Here is a 19299-nt window from a genome sequence, read left to right on the forward strand (position 1 = left end):
GCCCCTCCTGACCCCTGACCCCTAATAATGAGAAACTTAAGAAAGAAATAATAATAATGAAAAAGTCCTTAAAAAACACCATTCTCCTCGCGCTCGCTATGAGCCTCTCATTCTGCTCTAAGAATGATGATGACAACACTGGTAACGACTCCGTTACTCCAGTACAAAACCCTGCCTTGATGAAAGAGCTCACCGCATCTCCCGAAGGCTGGAAACTTACGTATGTCTCTCCTGATGATTCTTTTGGAGGCTATAATTTCCTGATGAAGTTCGACAATCAAGGCAAGGTAACAATGCTCTCCGATCTCAGTGCTACGGCTACCCCTACTACCAGCGGCTACAGTACCCAAGAAGAGGGGAGAGGCTTAGTTCTCAGCTTTATCGGCAATAACCAAATCCACCGTTTAGCCGATGCTCTACAAGGAGCTGCAAGTATTGCTCACACAGGTAAAGTCTATCAGTTCCTATATACAGGCAAGGAAGGTAATAACCTCAAATTCCAAAACTTGCTTCTGGGAAACAACGCTTCTGTAGTGTTTCAACCCGCTACTGCTGCCGATTGGTCGCGCACTCCTGCGTTGTACAAAAACATTGCCCCTTTGAGCAACAACGCCTCTCACTATTACCTGAAAGTAAGCCCTACTACAGGTAGCCCTACTACCTATCCTATCGAGTTTACCAATAGAGTGTTATCACTGAAGAATACCCCAAGCAAAATTGCTACTTCAGCAACCGAAAATGGTATTGCTTTCCATCGCGCTTTTACCTTAGGCGGACAACCTTTCAACGAATTGAAACGCGTTGAAAACAGTAACCCTCCTACCTATCGCACTACCGTGAATGGAGTTACCGCCGAACTTTTCTACTCATTACTCTCTCCTGATGATTACAACAGTGATGATTACCAGCATATCAATACCCAAATTGAAGCACTTGCGATTAACACTCAAGTAATGAAAAAATATGAGTATCTAACCGAGGCTTTCTATCAAGATGTATTGCGCGTAGATGCCACTACCGACCTCTATATGGTGATGATGACCTTCTCAGGAACTGTTTGCCAAATAGAAATAGGGCATAATTTTGAAGAAAATAATCTTTCTTTTATAACTGTAAACGCTAAATACGAACTCAAAAACAAACGCTTGTATTTCACCGAAACTGACGGAACTTTAACAGTTGATAACGAAGATTTTTGGAATGACCCTAAGAACGAGGCGGTGGTAGAACAAGCCAAACGAGCCTTAAACCGCATCTATGAACTTGGTAATCAAGGTTATTATGTGAAAAAATTGGATCTCTCTATCCGACCCTTTGCTACAAACCCCATCTATTTTTTCCAAAGCTATGAACATCCTCAATATGCTTTCCTTGCTTGGGGACAATAAACAGTGATTTTTGCATCAATACACTTTGTCAAAGTTTCTTACCCGTGCGGCTCGCACCTTTGGCAAAGTCTATTTCCTAACCCCTAACCCCCTAAAAAAACAATGAAAAAAATCACCTTCCTCCTGCTCGCTATGAGCCTTTCGTTCTGCGCTAAGAACGACAACCCCACTGCTGGAGATGACCCTATCACTCCAGTGCAAAACTCTGCCTTAATGAAAGAGCTTACTACAGCTCAAAATGGCTGGAAACTTTCCTATACTAATGGAAACAGCATAGGCGTTTATCAATTCCTCCTCAAGTTTACCTCTGAGGGCAAAGTATCTATGCTTTCCGACCTCAGTGCGACCGCTACCTCCACCACCACGCGCTACACCACTCAGGAAACCAAAGAAGGCAGTGTATTGAGCTTTGTAGGCCAAAATTATCTACATCAGCTCGCCGATGTACTCCAAGGCGACCCCGCTAAAGATTTTTCAGGTAAGGTATACCAATTCCTATATCTCGGTAAAGAAGGTGATAAACTCAAATTCAAAAACCTTCTCAGCAATCAGCCGTCGCAACTCTATTTTGAACCTGCCACTGCCACCGATGAAGCGCAATTCCCTAATCTTGCGCGCAATATAGTGCCACTCACTGAACATACATCTCACTACCTTTTGAAAGTATCAACAGCCACCGCTTCGCCTACTCTTTACCCTATTGCTTTCACCAATAGAGTCTTAACCCTTCAAGACACCACTGTAAAAGCACCCGTAAAAGCCACCGAAAACGGCATCGCTTTGGTACCTCCTCTAACGATAGAAGGTAAGAGTTTCAGTGATTTAACGCGTAGTGGCAGTACCGAAACTCCCACTTATAGCGCGACGGTAGAGGGGGTAACTGTCGAATTGTACTATTCACTCATCAGCCCAGAGGTCTTCAATTCCGATGATTATTTAGCCATCGTCAACGACGAAGTGAGCGCTTTTGTATATCTCGAGTCTTCTTTTAAAAAATCTTCTTATACAAGTGCCCTCTTTCACGACAACTTTTTAGCAATTGATAGTGAAAAAGCGTTCAACTCTATCACTATCCGGTTCAAGGCAGGAAACAAAGTAGATCTTATCATTGGCTATAAATTCCCCGATAAATCGAGTACCGAATCAATTACCGTCAATGCCACCTATGAGTTCAAAGATAAAAAACTCTATATGACCTTTCAAAGTTTCAAGCATCCACTGGCTTCGAGCTCTTGGTTAAAACCCGAAAACCGCGCCCTTTTAGACCTTGCCTTTGAGCGTTTAGAAAACTTGATAGCCCTCAGCAACGAAGGTTTGTACATCAAAAATACAGGAGAAAAACAGAATGATCGCTTTATCTATTTCTTTCAAAGTCATAGTAAGCCCTCTTTCTATTTTCCTGCTTATGCACTCAAAAAACTATAATACTTTATGAAAAAGAATGTTCATTGGAGTAATACAGTAAGAATCATCACAGTATTAGTAAGTGTATTAGTCATCGTTGCTTTAGTGACGATGGGCAGGAATTATCTTTTAAATCCCAACTACGGCTTGTTGTTAGGTATCATCGCTATTACCATTACCTTAGCTGTATTTATACTCAGCGCTCCTATGAGTATAGTGTTAGAACCCGATAAGCTTACTTTGAAAAAACTTTTCGGTAGTAACAGCTTAAAATACAGCCAAATCCTCTCCGTAGAAAAACACAAGCCGTCGTTTTGGGATATGAGAATTTTCGGTTCAGCAGGCTTTTTTGGCTATATAGGTATTTTCTGTAACAAACGTATCGGAAAGTACACTTCATTTATAGGTGATACTCATCAGTGTTTTTTGGTAACCACCAAAAGCGGTAGAAAATACGCCCTCAGTTGTGAATCGCCCGATGAGGTAATAACACAACTTACCGCTAAATTGTAATACACCTAAAAAAACAGCAAATTTGCTAATTAATAAATTTGTCAATTACAAAAAGTTTCGTATCTTTGCGGGTGAAATCAATAAACAAAAACATTCACCTTAAAAACGCAATTATTATGAGACAAAGAGTACCCGTTTCACAAATTATGAGTAAGGAGTTAGTAACCCTCTCTCCCGATCAATCACTCTATGAAGCCGAACGTTTGTTCAAAAAACACCGTATACGCCACATCCCTGTGGTCGAAGGCGATAAACTTATAGGCATTGTAAGCTATTCCGACCTCCTTCGTATCAGCTTTGCCGATATGACCGACGGCGATGAAGAAGTAACCTCCGTTGTCTACGATATGTATACCATCCCGCAGATTATGGCTAAAACACCCCTTACAGTAACTGCCGACACCTCCATCAAAGAAGTAGCCGAAATCCTCGCCGCCCAAAGCTTCCACTCTATCCCCGTGGTAGATAACGGCAAACTTGTCGGCCTCGTAACCACTACCGACCTTATCAAATACCTATTAGAACAATATTAAATTTAGGTAAGAGGTAAGAGATAAGAAAAGCAAATTCTTACCTCTTACCTCTTACCTTTTACCTGAATATGAATGAATTAACATTAGAACTTACCGAAGTTAGCCCCCAAGTGTTTTGTGGGGAAGACGAAAGTAATATCAAGTACATCAAAACCCTATTTCCTAAACTGAAAATCGTTGCACGCGGTAGCAAACTCATCGTTTTTGGCGAAGAACTACAGCTCAAAGATTTCCAAACACAAATCGAAAAACTCATCGCCTATTGCGCAAAATACAACCGCTTAGACGAGCGCACTATCGATAGTATTCTTTCTGCATCTACCCCCGAAACTGCCGAAAAAGTACGTGAAGAGGATATCATTGTACACGGAGTCAGTGGTAAAATCATCCGCCCGCAAACCCAAAATCAAGTAAAATTGGTAGAAATGATGCGTAATAACGATATGGTTTTTGCCGTTGGGCCTGCCGGTACCGGTAAAACTTATGTAGGGGTAGCCTTAGCTGTAAAAGCCCTCAAAGAAAAACAAGTACGCCGCATCATCCTCACCCGTCCAGCAGTCGAAGCAGGCGAAAACCTCGGTTTCCTCCCTGGTGACCTCAAAGAAAAGCTCGACCCCTATATGCAACCTCTTTATGATGCCTTGCGCGATATGATTCCCCACGAAAAACTCAACGCCTTTATTGAGGCTGGTATCATCGAGATTGCCCCCCTTGCCTTTATGCGCGGACGCACCTTAGATAATGCTTTTGTAATCCTCGACGAAGCTCAGAACACCACCCACGCTCAGATGAAGATGTTCCTCACCCGTATGGGGCGCAATGCCAAGTTTATGATAACTGGCGACCCTGGTCAAATCGACCTCCCCCGCAAAGTCTCTTCCGGACTCAAAGAAGCAATGCTCATCCTCCAAAATGTACAGGGCATTGCCTTCCTCCACTTAGACGATAAAGATGTTGTGCGCCACCCATTAGTACGCAGCATCATCGAAGCCTACAAAACCATTGAAAACAACGAATAGTCATAACACGACAAACAATTATATTTTACCCATAACCCCCAAGACTCTCTGAGAGTTCCAAGTCCTCAGAGAGTTTCCCACCGCTCCCATTGTTCCCACCTCAGTCATTTGCTTATTTATAACATTCTTCATTTTACTTCCTTATTACTCAAAAGCTTCTTATTTATTCCAACCTTTTCAAAAAATCTTCGTTTATATGGGAGAAAGCAATAAAAAGCTTTCTAAAAAAATAAACTGATAATCAGTGTAATAAAAAAATAATTAACACAAAACAACAAATTAAAAGTACCTTGCATTGCATAATACCTTTATTTATCATATCTTTGCACCGTAAAATTAATTTAGTAACCAAAAACCATATAAACAGATGAAAAAGATTATCCTATCACTGCTATTAGTTGTAACTACCTGCAGCTTTGCACAGTCTTCTTTTAAAGGTACATTAGTTAGCCCCGACCAAAAACCTATAAGTGCCGCTAATGTTATCCTGATGTCCCTACCCGACTCTACCCTCGTAAAAGGGGCAATAAGCAATCAGCGAGGTGTTTTTGAACTACCCAATGCCGCTGAGGGTAAAAAAATACTTCTCAAAATTACCCATTTGGAATATCAAACGGAGGTATTCACCCCCTCGGGGAGTAACTTGGGCACCATTGTTTTGACCCCTGCTACCAATCAGTTAGGAGAAGTCGTGCTAACAGCTCATCGCCCTATCTTAGAACAGAAGGGTACGCGCATCAGTACTAATGTGGCGCAATCGACCTTGCAGAACCTCCCCAAAGCCGAATTGCTTATCAACTTCTTGCCTGGGGTGAGCACTTCCTACACCGGTGGAGGTTATGAGGTGTTTGGCAAAGGAAATCCTATCTTCTACATCGATAACCGCAGGGTGCGGAATTTAGATGAGGTGAATCAGTTATCTCCCAAAGATATTGAGAGCATAGAGCTGGAAACCCAACCTGGTGCAGAACACGACAATACGGTGGGTGCGGTAATCTATATCAAACTGAAAAAGAAACAAGGAGATGGACTGAGTGGGTCGGTTGAAAATGAAAATTATGTGTTAAAAAAAGGAGCCTTAACAACTACTTGGCTTAGTCTCAACTATCGCAAAGGCAAAACCGACTGGTTTACTACCATAGGCAACTTCAACAATTTCAACAAGAAAAATGCCGACCTCTATCAGGATTTGCAAGTACATACCCAAAGTAATGATTGGCGCGTAACGAGCGACGAAACTAACGAAAGTAATGCCAAAGGAATAAATGCTAAAATAGGGGTAGCTCACGAGATTTCCGACAAACATTCCATAGGCGCAAGTGTAAGAGGGAGTGTAGAACCTTGGGTAGGACACAGGTTTAGCACCCAAGAGACCGCTACCTTCAAAAATAACCTCCTTACTGCCAAAGGGCTCAATGAATACGACCGCTTTAGCCAAAACAAAGACCTGAGCGTTAATGCTTATTACGAAGGTAAACTCACCGATAAACTGAAACTGCAAACCGATGTAGATTATATCGGTCAGCGTTCCGATAACACTTCCGATGTTGTGGAGCGCAACCTCCTCACCACTACCTCTCGTAACGTGCACACCCATTCCGATGCTGCTTCCGATTGGTGGGGACTCAAAACTACTTTCTTGCAAACCCTTGGTAAGGGTGCTATAAACTATGGCGTAGAGGTGAGCGACCTGCATCGTACTGAGGACTATACTGATAATGTACTTTCCGCTTCGGATATTAAGAATACCGAAATGCGTTCGGCTGGTTTTGTGAGTTTCTCTTACCCTATTAAAAAAGTGAATTTGAAACTCGGTACGCGTTACGAGTACGCCGACTTTGGTTATTACGAAAACGGACAAAAAAGCCCCGTAAAAAGCAAGACCTACCGCGATTGGTTACCCAATATTTCTATCGCATTCCCTTGGGATAAAACTCAACTGACTTTTAGTTATGCACGCAAAATCAAACGCCCAGCTTTTTATGAGCTCAGCGACTACAACACTTATAGTTCTCCTTTCTTGTACAATCACGGAAACCCATATATTGTGCCTCAGCTTACTGATGAATGGAATGCCTTAGCTACTTATGGTCCTATTTCGGCTTCGGTAAGTTATTCGAATATTCACAAAGGTATCTATTCCGATTACCAACTCTCAAGCATCAACCCCGATGCCGTTGAGAAAAGCCTTCGCAATTACGATGATTTTAGCGAACTGAAATGTGTGCTCAATGCACAAACCCAAATAGGTAAATGGATGCCTAAGCTCACCCTTACTTATAAAAAACCTTTTGCTAACAATGTGTTTTACACCAATGAAGGTAGGTTTATGGTAGAAATGATGAACCAAATTACTCCTACTGAAAACTGGTTGCTTTTAGCATTGTTTACCTATGCGAGCAAAGGTTCAAACCGAGAAGCCTACGCCTATAAGGATATAAGTGGAGTGGTTGTGGGGGTTGCCCGTATGTTCTTTCACCAATCGCTTACGGTGTATACCGTAATTTCCGACCCTTATAACGGTCTCAATGAGCACACACGTGTACAAAATCCTTACATTAGCAATAGTACTGCTCAGAATTACAGCAATTTTGGATTTAAGATAGGACTGAGTTACAATTTCAACACCACCCAAAGCAAGTATAAAGGACAAGGTGCGGGAGAAGAAGAGAAAAACCGCTTGTAATGAAAATCAGTATGTTATATTATTACGAGATACCTCAAAAGTCTCAGGAACGTTACAATACCAGCTCCGAGTATTGGTTGCATTTGCATCGCTACACTTTGCCAAAGTTCTAATAGCCTCTCGTGCTACGAGCTTTGGCAAAGTTTGTTAATCTGATAATCAAATTGTCTTTAAGTTGTGTTATGTAGGGGCGTTTTGCAAACGCCCTACATAACATCAGTTCGATATAACAGAATATTGATTTACAGATTTGTATCATAATATATTCACTAAATAATTCACCGTCAGGTGAAAATTTGTGAGATAATATAAAGTAAAGAGTTTTGTGTAGTTCTAATTTCGTGAAAATTCGTGAAATTCGTGGGAGATTTAAAACATTTTGCTGATTGTTAATTACTTACGTCGAACTCACTTTACATAAATAAACCTTTTCCGGCGCCCTCTTACAAAAAAACTCTTTAAACAGCCCCACAGTTTCCACCACTCCCAAATTAGCTAATTCTCTAATTTGCTAATTTGCTAATTCCCACACTCCCATTCTTTGCCCGTGAGGCTCTCACCTCCCCAATTTGCTAATTCTCTAATCTGCTAATTTCCAAATTCTTACCTCTTACCTCTTACCTCTTACCTCTCAAAAATTTTGCAGTTTCAAATATTTGTCGTACTTTTGCGCCCTAAAAATAAAAGTGTCGTTTGATGACACTATAAGGAATGTTTAATTTTTAATAAAAATCACAAAGAGTGGACACATTAAGCTACAAAACCATCTCTGCCAATAAAGCCACTGTAAATAAAAAGTGGGTCTTGGTAGATGCTGACGGACAGACTTTGGGTCGCCTTGCTTCTAAAGTAGCAAAACTACTTCGCGGTAAGTACAAACCCGATTTTACCCCTCACGTTGATTGTGGCGATAACGTAATCGTTATCAATGCCGAAAAAATCAACCTCACAGGGAACAAATGGGAAGATAAAACCTATCTTCGCCACACTGGTTATCCAGGAGGACAACGCTTCACAGGAGTAAAACAACTCCTCGAAAAACACCCTGAACGTATCATCGAAAAAGCTGTAAAAGGTATGTTACCAAAAACAAGATTGGGTGCAGCAGTTTTACGTAATTTAAAAGTGTATGCAGGTAGCGAGCACAAACAAGAAGCTCAACAACCTGTTACCATTAACTTAAACGATTTGAAATAATGGAAGTAATTCACACCATCGGTAGACGAAAAACCGCCGTAGCGCGTATCTACCTTAAAGCAGGTAACGGTACTATCACCGTAAACAAACGCGAACTCAACAATTATTTCACTACCCCTACATTGCAATACAAAGTAAAACAAGCCCTCAGCCTTGTAGGTGCTGAAGATGCTTACGATGTAAAAGTAAATGTATACGGAGGTGGTATCACCGGTCAAGCCGAAGCCGTTCGTTTGGCTATCGCTCGCGCACTTTGCGAACTCAACGCCGAAAACCGCGCAGTATTAAAACCCGAAGGGCTCCTCACTCGTGACCCTCGTATGGTTGAACGTAAAAAATTCGGTCAGAAAAAAGCCCGTAAGAGATTCCAATTCTCTAAACGTTAATATCAATTTGCTCCTTAGTTTAGCATCCAAATGGCTCAGGCGGTTATCTAAAATTTACAAAACCTCTCCAAGCTATTGCTAATAGTAGGAACGTAAACTATTTAAAAAGAAATGGCAAATAACATAGAAATTAAAGATTTATTAGATGCAGGCGTACATTTCGGCCACCTTACCCGCAAATGGAATCCTAATATGGCTCCCTACATCTATATGGAACGCAACGGTATCCACGTAATCAACTTATACAAAACCGCTGCTAAAATCGAAGAGGCTACCGAAGCCCTCAAAAAAATCGTAGCCTCTGGCAAAAAAGTGCTTTTCGTGGCTACTAAAAAACAAGCTAAAGACGTTGTTGCCGAAAAAGCAACTTCAGTAAAAATGCCTTACATCACCGAGCGTTGGCCTGGTGGTATGCTTACTAACTTCGTAACCATCCGTAAGGCTGTAAAGAAAATGTCGTCTATCGACAAAATGAAAAAAGACGGTACTTTCGATACCCTTTCAAAACGTGAAAAACTACACGTAGAACGTATGCGCGAAAAACTCGAGAAAAACTTAGGGTCTATCGCCGATATGTCTCGCCTCCCTGGTGCTCTATTTGTAGTCGATACTCTTCGTGAACACATCGCTGTAAAAGAAGCGCAAAAATTAAACATTCCTATTTTCGCAATGGTAGATACAAACTCCGACCCTCGTGAGGTGGATTTTGCTATCCCTGCTAACGACGACGCTTCTAAAGCTATCGAAAAAGTTCTTTCTTACATCACCGAAGCTGTAAACGAAGGTCTTTCTAGCAGAACTGCCGACGCTAACAAAGAAGCTGATGCAGCCGAATAAATCAAATAAGCTTTGACAAAGTCCCTAACTTTGTCAAAGCCTTAAAATTATTTTTTAACTTACTTTCACCGGCTTCTCCCTCCCCTCGGGGGAGGGCTGGGGAGAGGATAAACATTAATAAAAATGGCAAATATTACCGCCGCAGACGTAAATAAACTCCGCCAAGCTACCGGCGCAGGTATGATGGACTGTAAAGCTGCCCTCATCGAAGCCGAAGGCGATTTCGATAAAGCAATCGAAGTATTGCGCAAAAAAGGTCAAAAAGTAGCCGCTAAACGTGCCGACCGCGATTCTAAAGAAGGCGCTGCTATCGCTCAAGTAAATGCTAACCACACGGTAGGTGCTATCATCTCTCTCAACTGTGAGACTGACTTTGTAGCCAAAAACGCCGATTTCGTAGCCCTCGCTAAAGATTTAGCTGATCTCGCTCTTACTGTAAATAGCAAAGACGAACTTCTTGCCCTTAACTACAAAGGCATTACTGTAGCCGAAAAACTCCTCGAACAAACAGGTGTGATCGGTGAGAAAATAGAACTCGGTGCTTTCGAAAAAGTAGAAGCGCCTTTCGTAGGTTCTTACATCCACCACGGCAACAAAATCGCTGCTATCGTAGGCTTATCAGCTGCTATCGCCGATGCTGCCGAAGTAGGTAAAAATTTGGCGATGCAAATCGCTGCTATGGGTGCTGAAACCCTTTCTTACAAAGATTTCTCTCCTGAGTACATCGCTAAAGAAACCGAAGCACGCATCGCTATCATCGAAAAAGAAAATGAAGAGTTACACCGCTTGGGCAAACCGCTCAAACACGTACCTCAATACGTTTCACAAGCACAACTCACTCCTGAAGTATTAGCTAAAGCTGAAGCTGATGCTAAAGCCGAATTGAAAGCTGAAGGTAAACCAGAACAAATTTGGGATAAAATCCTTCCTGGTAAGATACAACGCTTCATCTCCGATAACACTACCCTCGACCAAGAGAAAGCTCTTCTCGACCAAGTGTACATCTATGACGAAAGCAAAAAAGTATCCGATTTTGTAAAATCTAAAAATGTAGAGATTACAGCTTTCAAACGCGTAGCCTTGTAATTTATATATTTAAATGATATATGTTAAAAACTCCTCTTACTATTGAGTAGGGGGAGTTTTTCTCTAACTAACGTTAGTTCGATATAACAGAATATTGATTTACAGTTTTATATCGTAATATATTCACAAAATAATTCACCGTCAGGTGAAAATTCGTGAGATAATATAAAGTAAAGAGTTTTATACAATCCCATTTTCGTGAAAATTCGTGAAATTCGTGGGAGATTAAAAATATTTTGCTGATTGTTAAATAATTACTTACGCTGAACTCACCTTAACTACCAATCGTTAGTCGTACTACGCCCCCTTTCAAAACATTACCAAATTAAAATGAAACATATTATCTATTTATTCCTCTACCTCAGTTTCACCACTGCTCAAGCACAATGGAATATTGCCCTTCCTAATGGCGAAACCCTTAATCTCCAATGGCAAGAGCGCGAAAACTCTCAGCAAAATAAAGGTATTCACACCTTTGTAGGCTACAGCCAAAATCAGTTTGTCGCTACTTTGGTAGTACACCCTAATAAAGAGGCTTCTGGTAGCTTGCAATGGGAAGGGACTACCTACCAACTTACAGGCTCACAGCAAGGTAAGCTATCAGCAAAAGAGCGACTCCGCCATAACCCCAATGCAAAATGTGGTACCGATACTCACCAGCACACCTCTCTTTTTCCTTCTCCTCAAAACACCCCTACTGCACGCCCTATCACCACTACTACATCTATAATGCCTAACGACCCCGAGGGGATTCTCTATCTCTATCGCTTGGCCGTATTGGTTGATTACTACGATTTTGCCCATACTTTCGGCAGTGATATCACACAAGTAAAAAACTTCCTGCTCAACCTTGAAACCTTTCTCAACGAGGTATATGTACGCGATATAGGAGTGAAATTCAGCATCGTAGACGATAACCGACTCATTATTCAAGAAGCTACTAAGCAGTTGTACAATCAAAAATCACGACGAGATATCATTGAAAATTCAACTGAAAAGATGAATGAACTCATTGGCGATAAACAGTATGACATAGGAATTGTGATTGCTCCAGGCACCGATGCAACCTTGTCAGGACTCGCTTTCTTTTCTGGAGGATTCCGCCTTGTAAGAAAAGGAGGGGCTTCGGCAATAGCCGAAAATGCAACCATCGCTCACGAAATCGGACATTTATTTGGTGCCGATCACACTTTTAAAAACGTCTACTCAGGTAACTCTCTCTATACAGAACCTCGCTACGGTCAATCGCTGATGGGCTATAGCAACAATTTCCCCGATGGGGCTTTCTTTTCACTCCCTACCGCTTATCAAATACGCAATGGGATTGTCAATAGGTCTTATTTCAAAGATTCTCAGCGCACTCAGTTAGTAAACCGCAAAGGGAATGATGTGAGTAATTTCAATTACGTTTATGGTATCAAAACCGAAAGCTCTTTCCCTACAATTGATCGCACAAAACTACAAGAAACCTATACCATTCCTAAAGATACTTATTTCCAATTCCGTATCAAGGCGACAAGCCCTAACAATCTCCCTATTTATTACACAGCACAACTCACCAGTAGGGCAGGAGTAAACGATCCTAAGTTCCTCACTCGTAAGGGGAAAATAGGCGGAAATCCTATCACTTTCCAAACACAATACAGCGATTTAGGAGGCTTTATAGAGTATACACGTCCCAATGCAAAAGGCGAACACCTCTTTTGGGTGGCAACCTCTAATCCTGCGCCCCAACACTTTGTGAATTACGATATGGTAGCCGTAAAGGTAAACATCGCCGACGGTAAAACTTTCGCTATCACTAACGGAATGAACGACGAGTACCAAGGGGGTGATAAAATAACACTTCATTGGCAAGTAGACCCTAACTTCTTCGACCCCAATAGCAAAGTGCGCATCCTCCTTTCCGATGATTTAGGTAAGACTTTTAAATATACTTTGGTAGAAAGCACCGAAAACGATGGTACTTGCGAAATTATGCTTCCCAATATCGAGATAGGTACAGTAGAATGGGGTAAACAACCAAAAATCCAACTTCCTGCGGGGGTTATCAAAGTGGAAGTGATAGACCATATCGCTTTTGCTATCACCAATGTAGCGCCTTATAAAATCTTTAACGGAAAATCAGTGCCCAATGGAGGCTTTAAAATTAAAAGGAAAACAGGAACGCCCTCTCCTTTAACTTTTGTAGAGAATAGCAAACCCAAAAATGTAACCGTTCAATGTGCTAATGAGATACCTGCACCTGTCAACCCTACAACCGAAGGAGGTTGTGGAGCAGCAACCATTACCCATACAGATAAAAAGCTCGCTGGAACTTGTGCCAATAGCTTTACCATTCAGCGCACATTCAAGGCTTACGATGGCTGTGAAACCATTACTTATCAACAAACAATCGTAGTGAATGATACCCAAAAACCTACTTTTGTAGGGAGTTTACCTCAAGATACAACGATTGATGAAGGAACTGAAATACTTCTTGGAGCTACTCTTACCGCTACCGATAATTGTAAAGGTACATTTCAAGTCGTTCCTACCAAAGAAAACCTTGCCAATAAAATAATATATACTTGGGTAGCCAAAGACGATTGTGCTAATGAGTCAGTACACAAGCAAACCATTACACTAAGACCCATAGCAAAAAAACCACAGCAAGAGCCAGAGAAAAACATTGTTATCTACAATGGCGTTTCTACCGAGAATACGAATAATTATTTTACCGTAGAAGGAGCAGATGATAATAGCCCTATTCATCTCCTTATTTTCGATGAAACAGGCTTAAAAGTATATGAAAATGAACATTATGGCAAAAATGGCGATTATTTTAGAGGTTATGCCAATGTCAAAGGTTTTATAGGCAATAACAAAGCCCTTCATGGCACTTATTTCTATATCGTTCGTTACAGCAAACACGGAAAAGAAGAACAGCAAAAAGGCTTTTTATATGTAAGATAATACTATCACCGTCAGGCGAAAATGGTGTCCCTACACTTTTCCAAGATTCTCGGATTTTTTCCAAGTTTCTCTGAGCTTCTCCGAGCTTTTCCAAGATTCTCCGAGACTCTCCCCCTCATCACAACATCACTTTTTCAACCCCAATTTTTGTGCAAATTCCTATTTCACATACCCAGCTGTGCAATTTTGTGAAATTCGTGGGTGATTTAAAATATTTTACTGATTTTCAAATAATTAACTACAATAAACTCACGATAAAATAATTTTATGATTTATTTTTGGTTATTTACTTTTATTGTTGTACCTTTGTCTCCTAATACAAGAAATCAACCTTATTATGTTTAAGAAATTTTATTTGTTCATACTTTTGCTAATGTCAGCTTCGGCATTTGCACAATGGCGAGTAGAAGGAACGGTAGTAGATGAATTGAGCAAAAAGCCTTTAGAAGGCGTGAAAGTACACGTCAATGCTTCTGCTTGGCAAGCAACTACCAATGGAAAAGGAAAATACGCCCTCTCTCTTCCCGAAGGCGAATACCTTATCATCTATTCACTTAATGGTTATACCCGTCAAGAGCAATTGGTCTCTGTAGGAGGGGAAAAAATCACTCAGCAACTGCCTGAAGTGAGCCTAACAGCCGATTTAGTTCAAGAATCCGAACAAATGGCTGTAATCAACGAATCTGAACTCGAAGACGATGAGAGCGGCGCCGATGCTATGTCAGGTCTCTTGCAAAGCTCTCAAGATGTGTTTATGCGACGTGCAGCTTTCGATTTTAGTTCTGCTTTCTTCAAACCTCGTGGTTACGATTCCAAAGATGTAACTGTACTCATCAATGGTATCCCTATGAACCGATTTGAAAATGGTCGCGCCCAATGGAATAATTGGGGAGGTCTCAACGACATCACTCGCAACCAAGAGTACAGCAATGGACTCTCAAAATCCGACTATACTTTCGGCGGTCTAATGGGCTCTAACTACATCAACATTCGCCCCTCACTCAACCGCGCTGGGCTTCGCATTACTTCTTCAGCAAGCAACCGCAGTTATACCGGTCGATTGATGGCTACCTACAACTCAGGTGTACTCCGCAATGACTTGTCGTTTATGGTATCCGCCTCCCGACGCTTCGCCCCTCAAGGCACTTGGGTCGATGGAACGCTCTACAACGCTTATGCTTTCTCTGGCGGCATTGAATACCAACTCAACGATCATCACAGCTTCAACCTCATCGGACTCTTCTCTCCCGTAAAACGCGGCAAAAGCTCTCCTCTCACTCGCGAAGCTCTCGATTTGTTCGGCTACCAATACAACCCTTATTGGGGCAGACAAATGGGCGACAAACGCAACTCTCGCAACCGCATTATCTCCGAACCTATCTTCGTTCTTTCATATAACTATTTGAAAAACAATACGCGTTTGAATATCGACTTAGGCTATCAGTTCGGCGAAATTGGCAATACCCGCATCGCTTATGCGAACGCCCAAAACCCCGAACCTAACTACTATAAAAATATGCCAAGCTATTACCTGAACCAAAATGCAGGCCCCGACTTTGCAGCCGCCGAAGAACAAAAAAACTATATCTTGGCTAACTCTCAACTCAATTGGGAAAACTTGTACTATGCTAACTATAACAATGCCGATAAACACAGTACTTTTATAGTGAGCAACGACATCAACCGCGAACGCACCCTTTCTGCCAACGTGAATTTTGCAATGCCTATTCACGACTTCATCAAATGGACGTCAGGACTCGTATATCGCAATATCTCTTCCGATAACTTTGCCGAAATCGACGACTTGCTCGGTGGTCAGTACTTTGTGAACTACGATTACTTCGAGAACAAACCTTACGATGCCAATGAGGCAGATATGAAAAAACAAAAAGGCGATAAATGGAATTACTTCTATAGCCTAAAAAGCAATGTAGCCGAGGCTTTCTCTCAATTAGAATTTACCTTCAAAAAAGCCGAACTCTTCATCGCTGGTCGTTATCACTACACCGATGTACAACGCGAGGGTAAATACAACTACCCCCTTTACAGCGATTCGTATGGCAAAGGCGCCTTGCAAGTGCAAAACGGGGTAAGTACCAAAGCTGGAATTACTTATGCCCTCACTGGTCGTCACCTCTTGCAACTCAATGTAGGCTATTTCAACACCCCACAATCCTTGCGCAATATTTATCCTAATGTGCGCAACTCCAATCGAATATTGCCTAATCTCAAAAACGAAATGGCTTACACCGCCGATGCAAGCTATATATTGCGCTCTTCTTTCTTGAAAGGTCGCCTCACAGGCTTCTTTACCGAGATTGAAAACACTGCCGAAACTAACTTCTTCTATACCGAAACCGCCCTTACCGATGAAATCGACAAAGATTTCGTGGCACAAACCATCGATGGCATCAAAAAACGCCACTTCGGATTAGAATTGGGTGCCGAAGCGCAATTGCACCCTACTGTAAAACTTACAGCAGTGGCTGCTATAGGGCAATACACCTATATCAATAATCCATCGCTCTACATTTCAGCAGGTGATGTAAATAAAGCTATCGACGAGGTTAAAATGAAAAATTACCACGTGCCAAGTGGGCCACAACAAGCCTATTCATTAGGATTGGAATACCGAAATCCTAAATATTGGTGGGTAGGCGCAACAGCCAATTTCTTAGCTCAAAACTACGTATCGCTATCTGCCCTCAACCGCACCTCTCAGTTCTTTATCGACCCAGCTACCAAAGCACCCTACTCTAATATCGACCTCGATAAAGCTCGTCAACTCCTCAAACAAGAGCGCTTAGACGATGTCTTCTTAGTAAACCTCGTCGCTGGTAAATCTTGGCGCGTAAAGAAAACCTATATCAACCTAATGGCAAGTGTGAACAACCTCTTCGATACCAAATTCCTTTCAGGAGGTTTTGAACAATCACGTACGGCTAACTATGGCAGAATGCTACAAGATAACGCCCAAGGAGTCCCTTCTTTCGGTAACCGATATTTCGTAGGTTACGGACGTACCTATATGCTCAATTTAGCCGTAAGTCTCTAAATAGTAAATCAGAATTGGTTTGCAAATTTTGTGTCGCTACACTTTGCCAAAGTTTTAATTGCTCGTCGTGCTACGACCTTTGGCAAAGTTGATTACCTTGAAAATCAAATACTTTTAAATAAAGTATGTTATGTAATTCGTTTTACAAGCGCCTTTAAAAGTGAACTTATTTGCAATCTATTTTTGTTTGACTATAAATAATAGGTAACAAGTAACATTAAAAATCGCCCCATTGAATCCCTTTTGCGGATTGTCCCCCTTCGGAGGTTTGGAGGCTAAACTAATAAATAACAACAATATGAAACTAAATGCATTAAAACCCACAGCGATAGCCCTATTGTCGCTATTCGCAATTACATCGTGCGTAAAGGACGACGATTATGACATCCCTAACCCTGAAGGCGAAAAAACACTACCGCCTTTTAGTGGTCAGGTAGTAAGCTTCGATACAGCCATAGGTAAAGCCGTTACAAATGTAACTACTTATGGAGCCGACGAGGCAATCGAAGGTTATGTAATCTCCAGTGACGAAGCTGGTAACTTCTATCAAAAAATTTATATCCAAAACGAAGATAAAACCAAAGGAGTTACCGTCGCTATCAATAAAACAGGTCTATATACCGATTTCCCATTAGGTGCCAAAGTGCAATTGCGACTCAAAGGACTCACCTCACAAGTAAACAATGGTGGAGTCGACTTTGGAAGTGGTATATTCCAAGCAAATAACGGAAGAACTACTGTAGGACGAATGTCAGAAGCCATCGCTAAAAATCACCTTTTCGATAAAGGAGGTGTGCGTAAAACTTTAGCCGAACTCGCTAAAGCCGATACTTCTATAAATACATTAAAGGTAGAAGCCAATATCAACCAACTCATCACCCTTAAAGGAGTACACTTCAAAACGGAAGACGTAGGTAAAAATATGCATCAAAAAGCCAATGACACCCGTCAAGGAACAGACTACACCCTTACCGATGCACAAGGCAATACAATTCCTTTTAGAACCAGCCGTTATGCCAAGTTCAAAGATGAAAAAGTGCCTGCAGGAACTTTAGATGTCACAGGGGTACTCACCAAGTACGGTCAAAATTGGCAGTTTATGATTAGCAACTACGCTGATATAGTAGTCAACGGAGGCACCTCTACCGGTACCCAAACCAATACTCAAACCAATACAACCGTTGAAACTGTAGAAGCCAGTACCGCTACAGCCGCCAACTTCGTAGAAGGTAAAAAGGTAAAACTACACGGTAATCTTAAGGTAGAAGGAAGCAGAGCCTATATTCTTTTTAGTGATGGCACCAAAATACAATTGTACACTAAAAACTTCAGTAAAATTAGTAAAGAGAATAAAGATAACCTCAAAGTAAATGGCAAAGAAGTTACTGTAACAGGTACTTTTGGCAAACATAATACTACGCTTCAAATCGCTTATGAGCAAGACAGTGATTTAGTATGGGGCTCAGGTAATAACAACCCACAACCACCGGCAGAAACTATAGAAGCAAGTACCGCTACAGTAGCTGTTTTTGAAGAAAATAAAGTTGTTACTATGCACGGTGTATTAGTATCTAAAGGAGGTAAGGGCTATTTCAAATTAGGAGATGGTACCTTAATACAAGTTTATTCCAGTACTAAAAACATCAACGAAACTAAAGAAAAAATTGCAATGGGTGGTTACGAAGTTACTATAAAAGGAACCTTTGGCTTACATAACGGAACAAAACAAATTCAATATACCAAAGCAGAAGATGTAACTTTTGGTCAAGCCCCTGCTACCCCCACTTATGAAGCCTTAGATGCTTCTACAGCCACTATAGCTAACTATGCCGATGGTAAATATGTAAAACTTACAGGTACTATTATTACTCAAAAAAATGGTAAATATACAGATTCCTACATCACATTATCCGATGGTAATAAAATAAAACTTTTCCCAGCAAATAGTGCTAGCATTTCAAAAGCAAAAACTGATAGTCTAAAAAAAGATGGTCAAAAAGTAACTGTTTCAGGTAAGTTCGAAGACTACATCGATAATAAAGGAGCAAAAATTTACGAACTCATCTACATAAAAGATAGCGATGTAGAAATACAATAAAAAACATTTTTTCTTACCCAAAAAGAGTGAGCCCCAAAAGCTCACTCTTTTATTCTCACCCCTTCATCCCCGCCCGTGCGGCTCGCACCCCTCCGACCCCTCGGAGTCTCACCGAGATTCTCTTGTAAAACTCTATTGATTT

The 19299-nt window shown here is 41.3% G+C and carries 13 protein-coding genes; all 13 read left to right on the forward strand.

All coding sequences use genetic code 11. From position 1 onward, the window contains the following. Positions 1–56: 56 nt before the first annotated feature. The 13 genes from I7X29_RS11265 (at position 57) to I7X29_RS11325 (ending at position 19157) form a co-directional block, all read left to right on the forward strand. Positions 57–1388, forward strand: coding sequence for a DUF4302 domain-containing protein (locus I7X29_RS11265; RefSeq protein ID WP_198474780.1), 1332 nt, complete (start codon positions 57–59; stop codon positions 1386–1388). Positions 1389–1490: 102 nt separating this feature from the next. After that, the gene (locus tag I7X29_RS11270) at positions 1491–2813 is read left to right on the forward strand and encodes a DUF4302 domain-containing protein (RefSeq protein WP_198474782.1); all 1323 of its coding nucleotides are present in this window, start codon (positions 1491–1493) and stop codon (positions 2811–2813) included. Positions 2814–2819: 6 nt separating this feature from the next. Further along, positions 2820–3305, forward strand: coding sequence for a PH domain-containing protein (locus I7X29_RS11275; protein ID WP_198474784.1), 486 nt, complete (start codon positions 2820–2822; stop codon positions 3303–3305). Positions 3306–3421: 116 nt separating this feature from the next. Then, entirely contained in the window at positions 3422–3838 is a 417-nt protein-coding gene (locus I7X29_RS11280) for a CBS domain-containing protein (RefSeq protein WP_034555884.1), read from the forward strand. A gap of 68 nt (positions 3839–3906) precedes the next feature. Then, positions 3907–4857, forward strand: a complete 951-nt coding sequence (locus tag I7X29_RS11285) for a PhoH family protein (RefSeq protein WP_009413952.1) — start codon at positions 3907–3909, stop codon at positions 4855–4857. A 367-nt stretch (positions 4858–5224) separates the two neighbouring features. Continuing rightward, the gene (locus I7X29_RS11290) at positions 5225–7543 is read left to right on the forward strand and encodes an outer membrane beta-barrel protein (RefSeq protein WP_198474786.1); all 2319 of its coding nucleotides are present in this window, start codon (positions 5225–5227) and stop codon (positions 7541–7543) included. Positions 7544–8284: 741 nt separating this feature from the next. Further along, positions 8285–8740, forward strand: a complete 456-nt coding sequence (rplM, locus tag I7X29_RS11295) for a 50S ribosomal protein L13 (RefSeq protein ID WP_009413950.1) — start codon at positions 8285–8287, stop codon at positions 8738–8740. Next, complete coding sequence (rpsI, locus tag I7X29_RS11300; protein ID WP_002681865.1) at positions 8740–9126, forward strand: 30S ribosomal protein S9; 387 nt, start codon at positions 8740–8742, stop codon at positions 9124–9126. Before rplM ends, rpsI begins: the two co-directional genes overlap by 1 nt. Positions 9127–9237: 111 nt before the next feature. Further along, positions 9238–9963 (forward strand): 30S ribosomal protein S2, encoded by a 726-nt coding sequence (gene rpsB / locus I7X29_RS11305; RefSeq protein WP_198474788.1) that lies wholly within the window; start codon positions 9238–9240, stop codon positions 9961–9963. 123 nt (positions 9964–10086) lie between these two features. Beyond that, entirely contained in the window at positions 10087–11049 is a 963-nt protein-coding gene (gene tsf, locus I7X29_RS11310; protein WP_009413948.1) for a translation elongation factor Ts, read from the forward strand. A gap of 330 nt (positions 11050–11379) precedes the next feature. Further along, positions 11380–14004 carry a reprolysin-like metallopeptidase gene (locus I7X29_RS11315; protein ID WP_198474790.1) on the forward strand — a complete coding sequence of 875 codons (2625 nt, stop codon included), beginning with the start codon at positions 11380–11382 and terminating at the stop codon, positions 14002–14004. A 337-nt stretch (positions 14005–14341) separates the two neighbouring features. Then, entirely contained in the window at positions 14342–17059 is a 2718-nt protein-coding gene (locus tag I7X29_RS11320) for a TonB-dependent receptor (protein WP_198474792.1), read from the forward strand. 298 nt (positions 17060–17357) lie between these two features. After that, positions 17358–19157, forward strand: a complete 1800-nt coding sequence (locus I7X29_RS11325; RefSeq protein WP_198474794.1) for a DUF5689 domain-containing protein — start codon at positions 17358–17360, stop codon at positions 19155–19157. The last annotated feature ends 142 nt before the right edge of the window (positions 19158–19299 follow it).

It is taken from the genome of Capnocytophaga periodontitidis (genome assembly GCF_016126015.1).
Classification (GTDB): domain Bacteria; phylum Bacteroidota; class Bacteroidia; order Flavobacteriales; family Flavobacteriaceae; genus Capnocytophaga; species Capnocytophaga periodontitidis.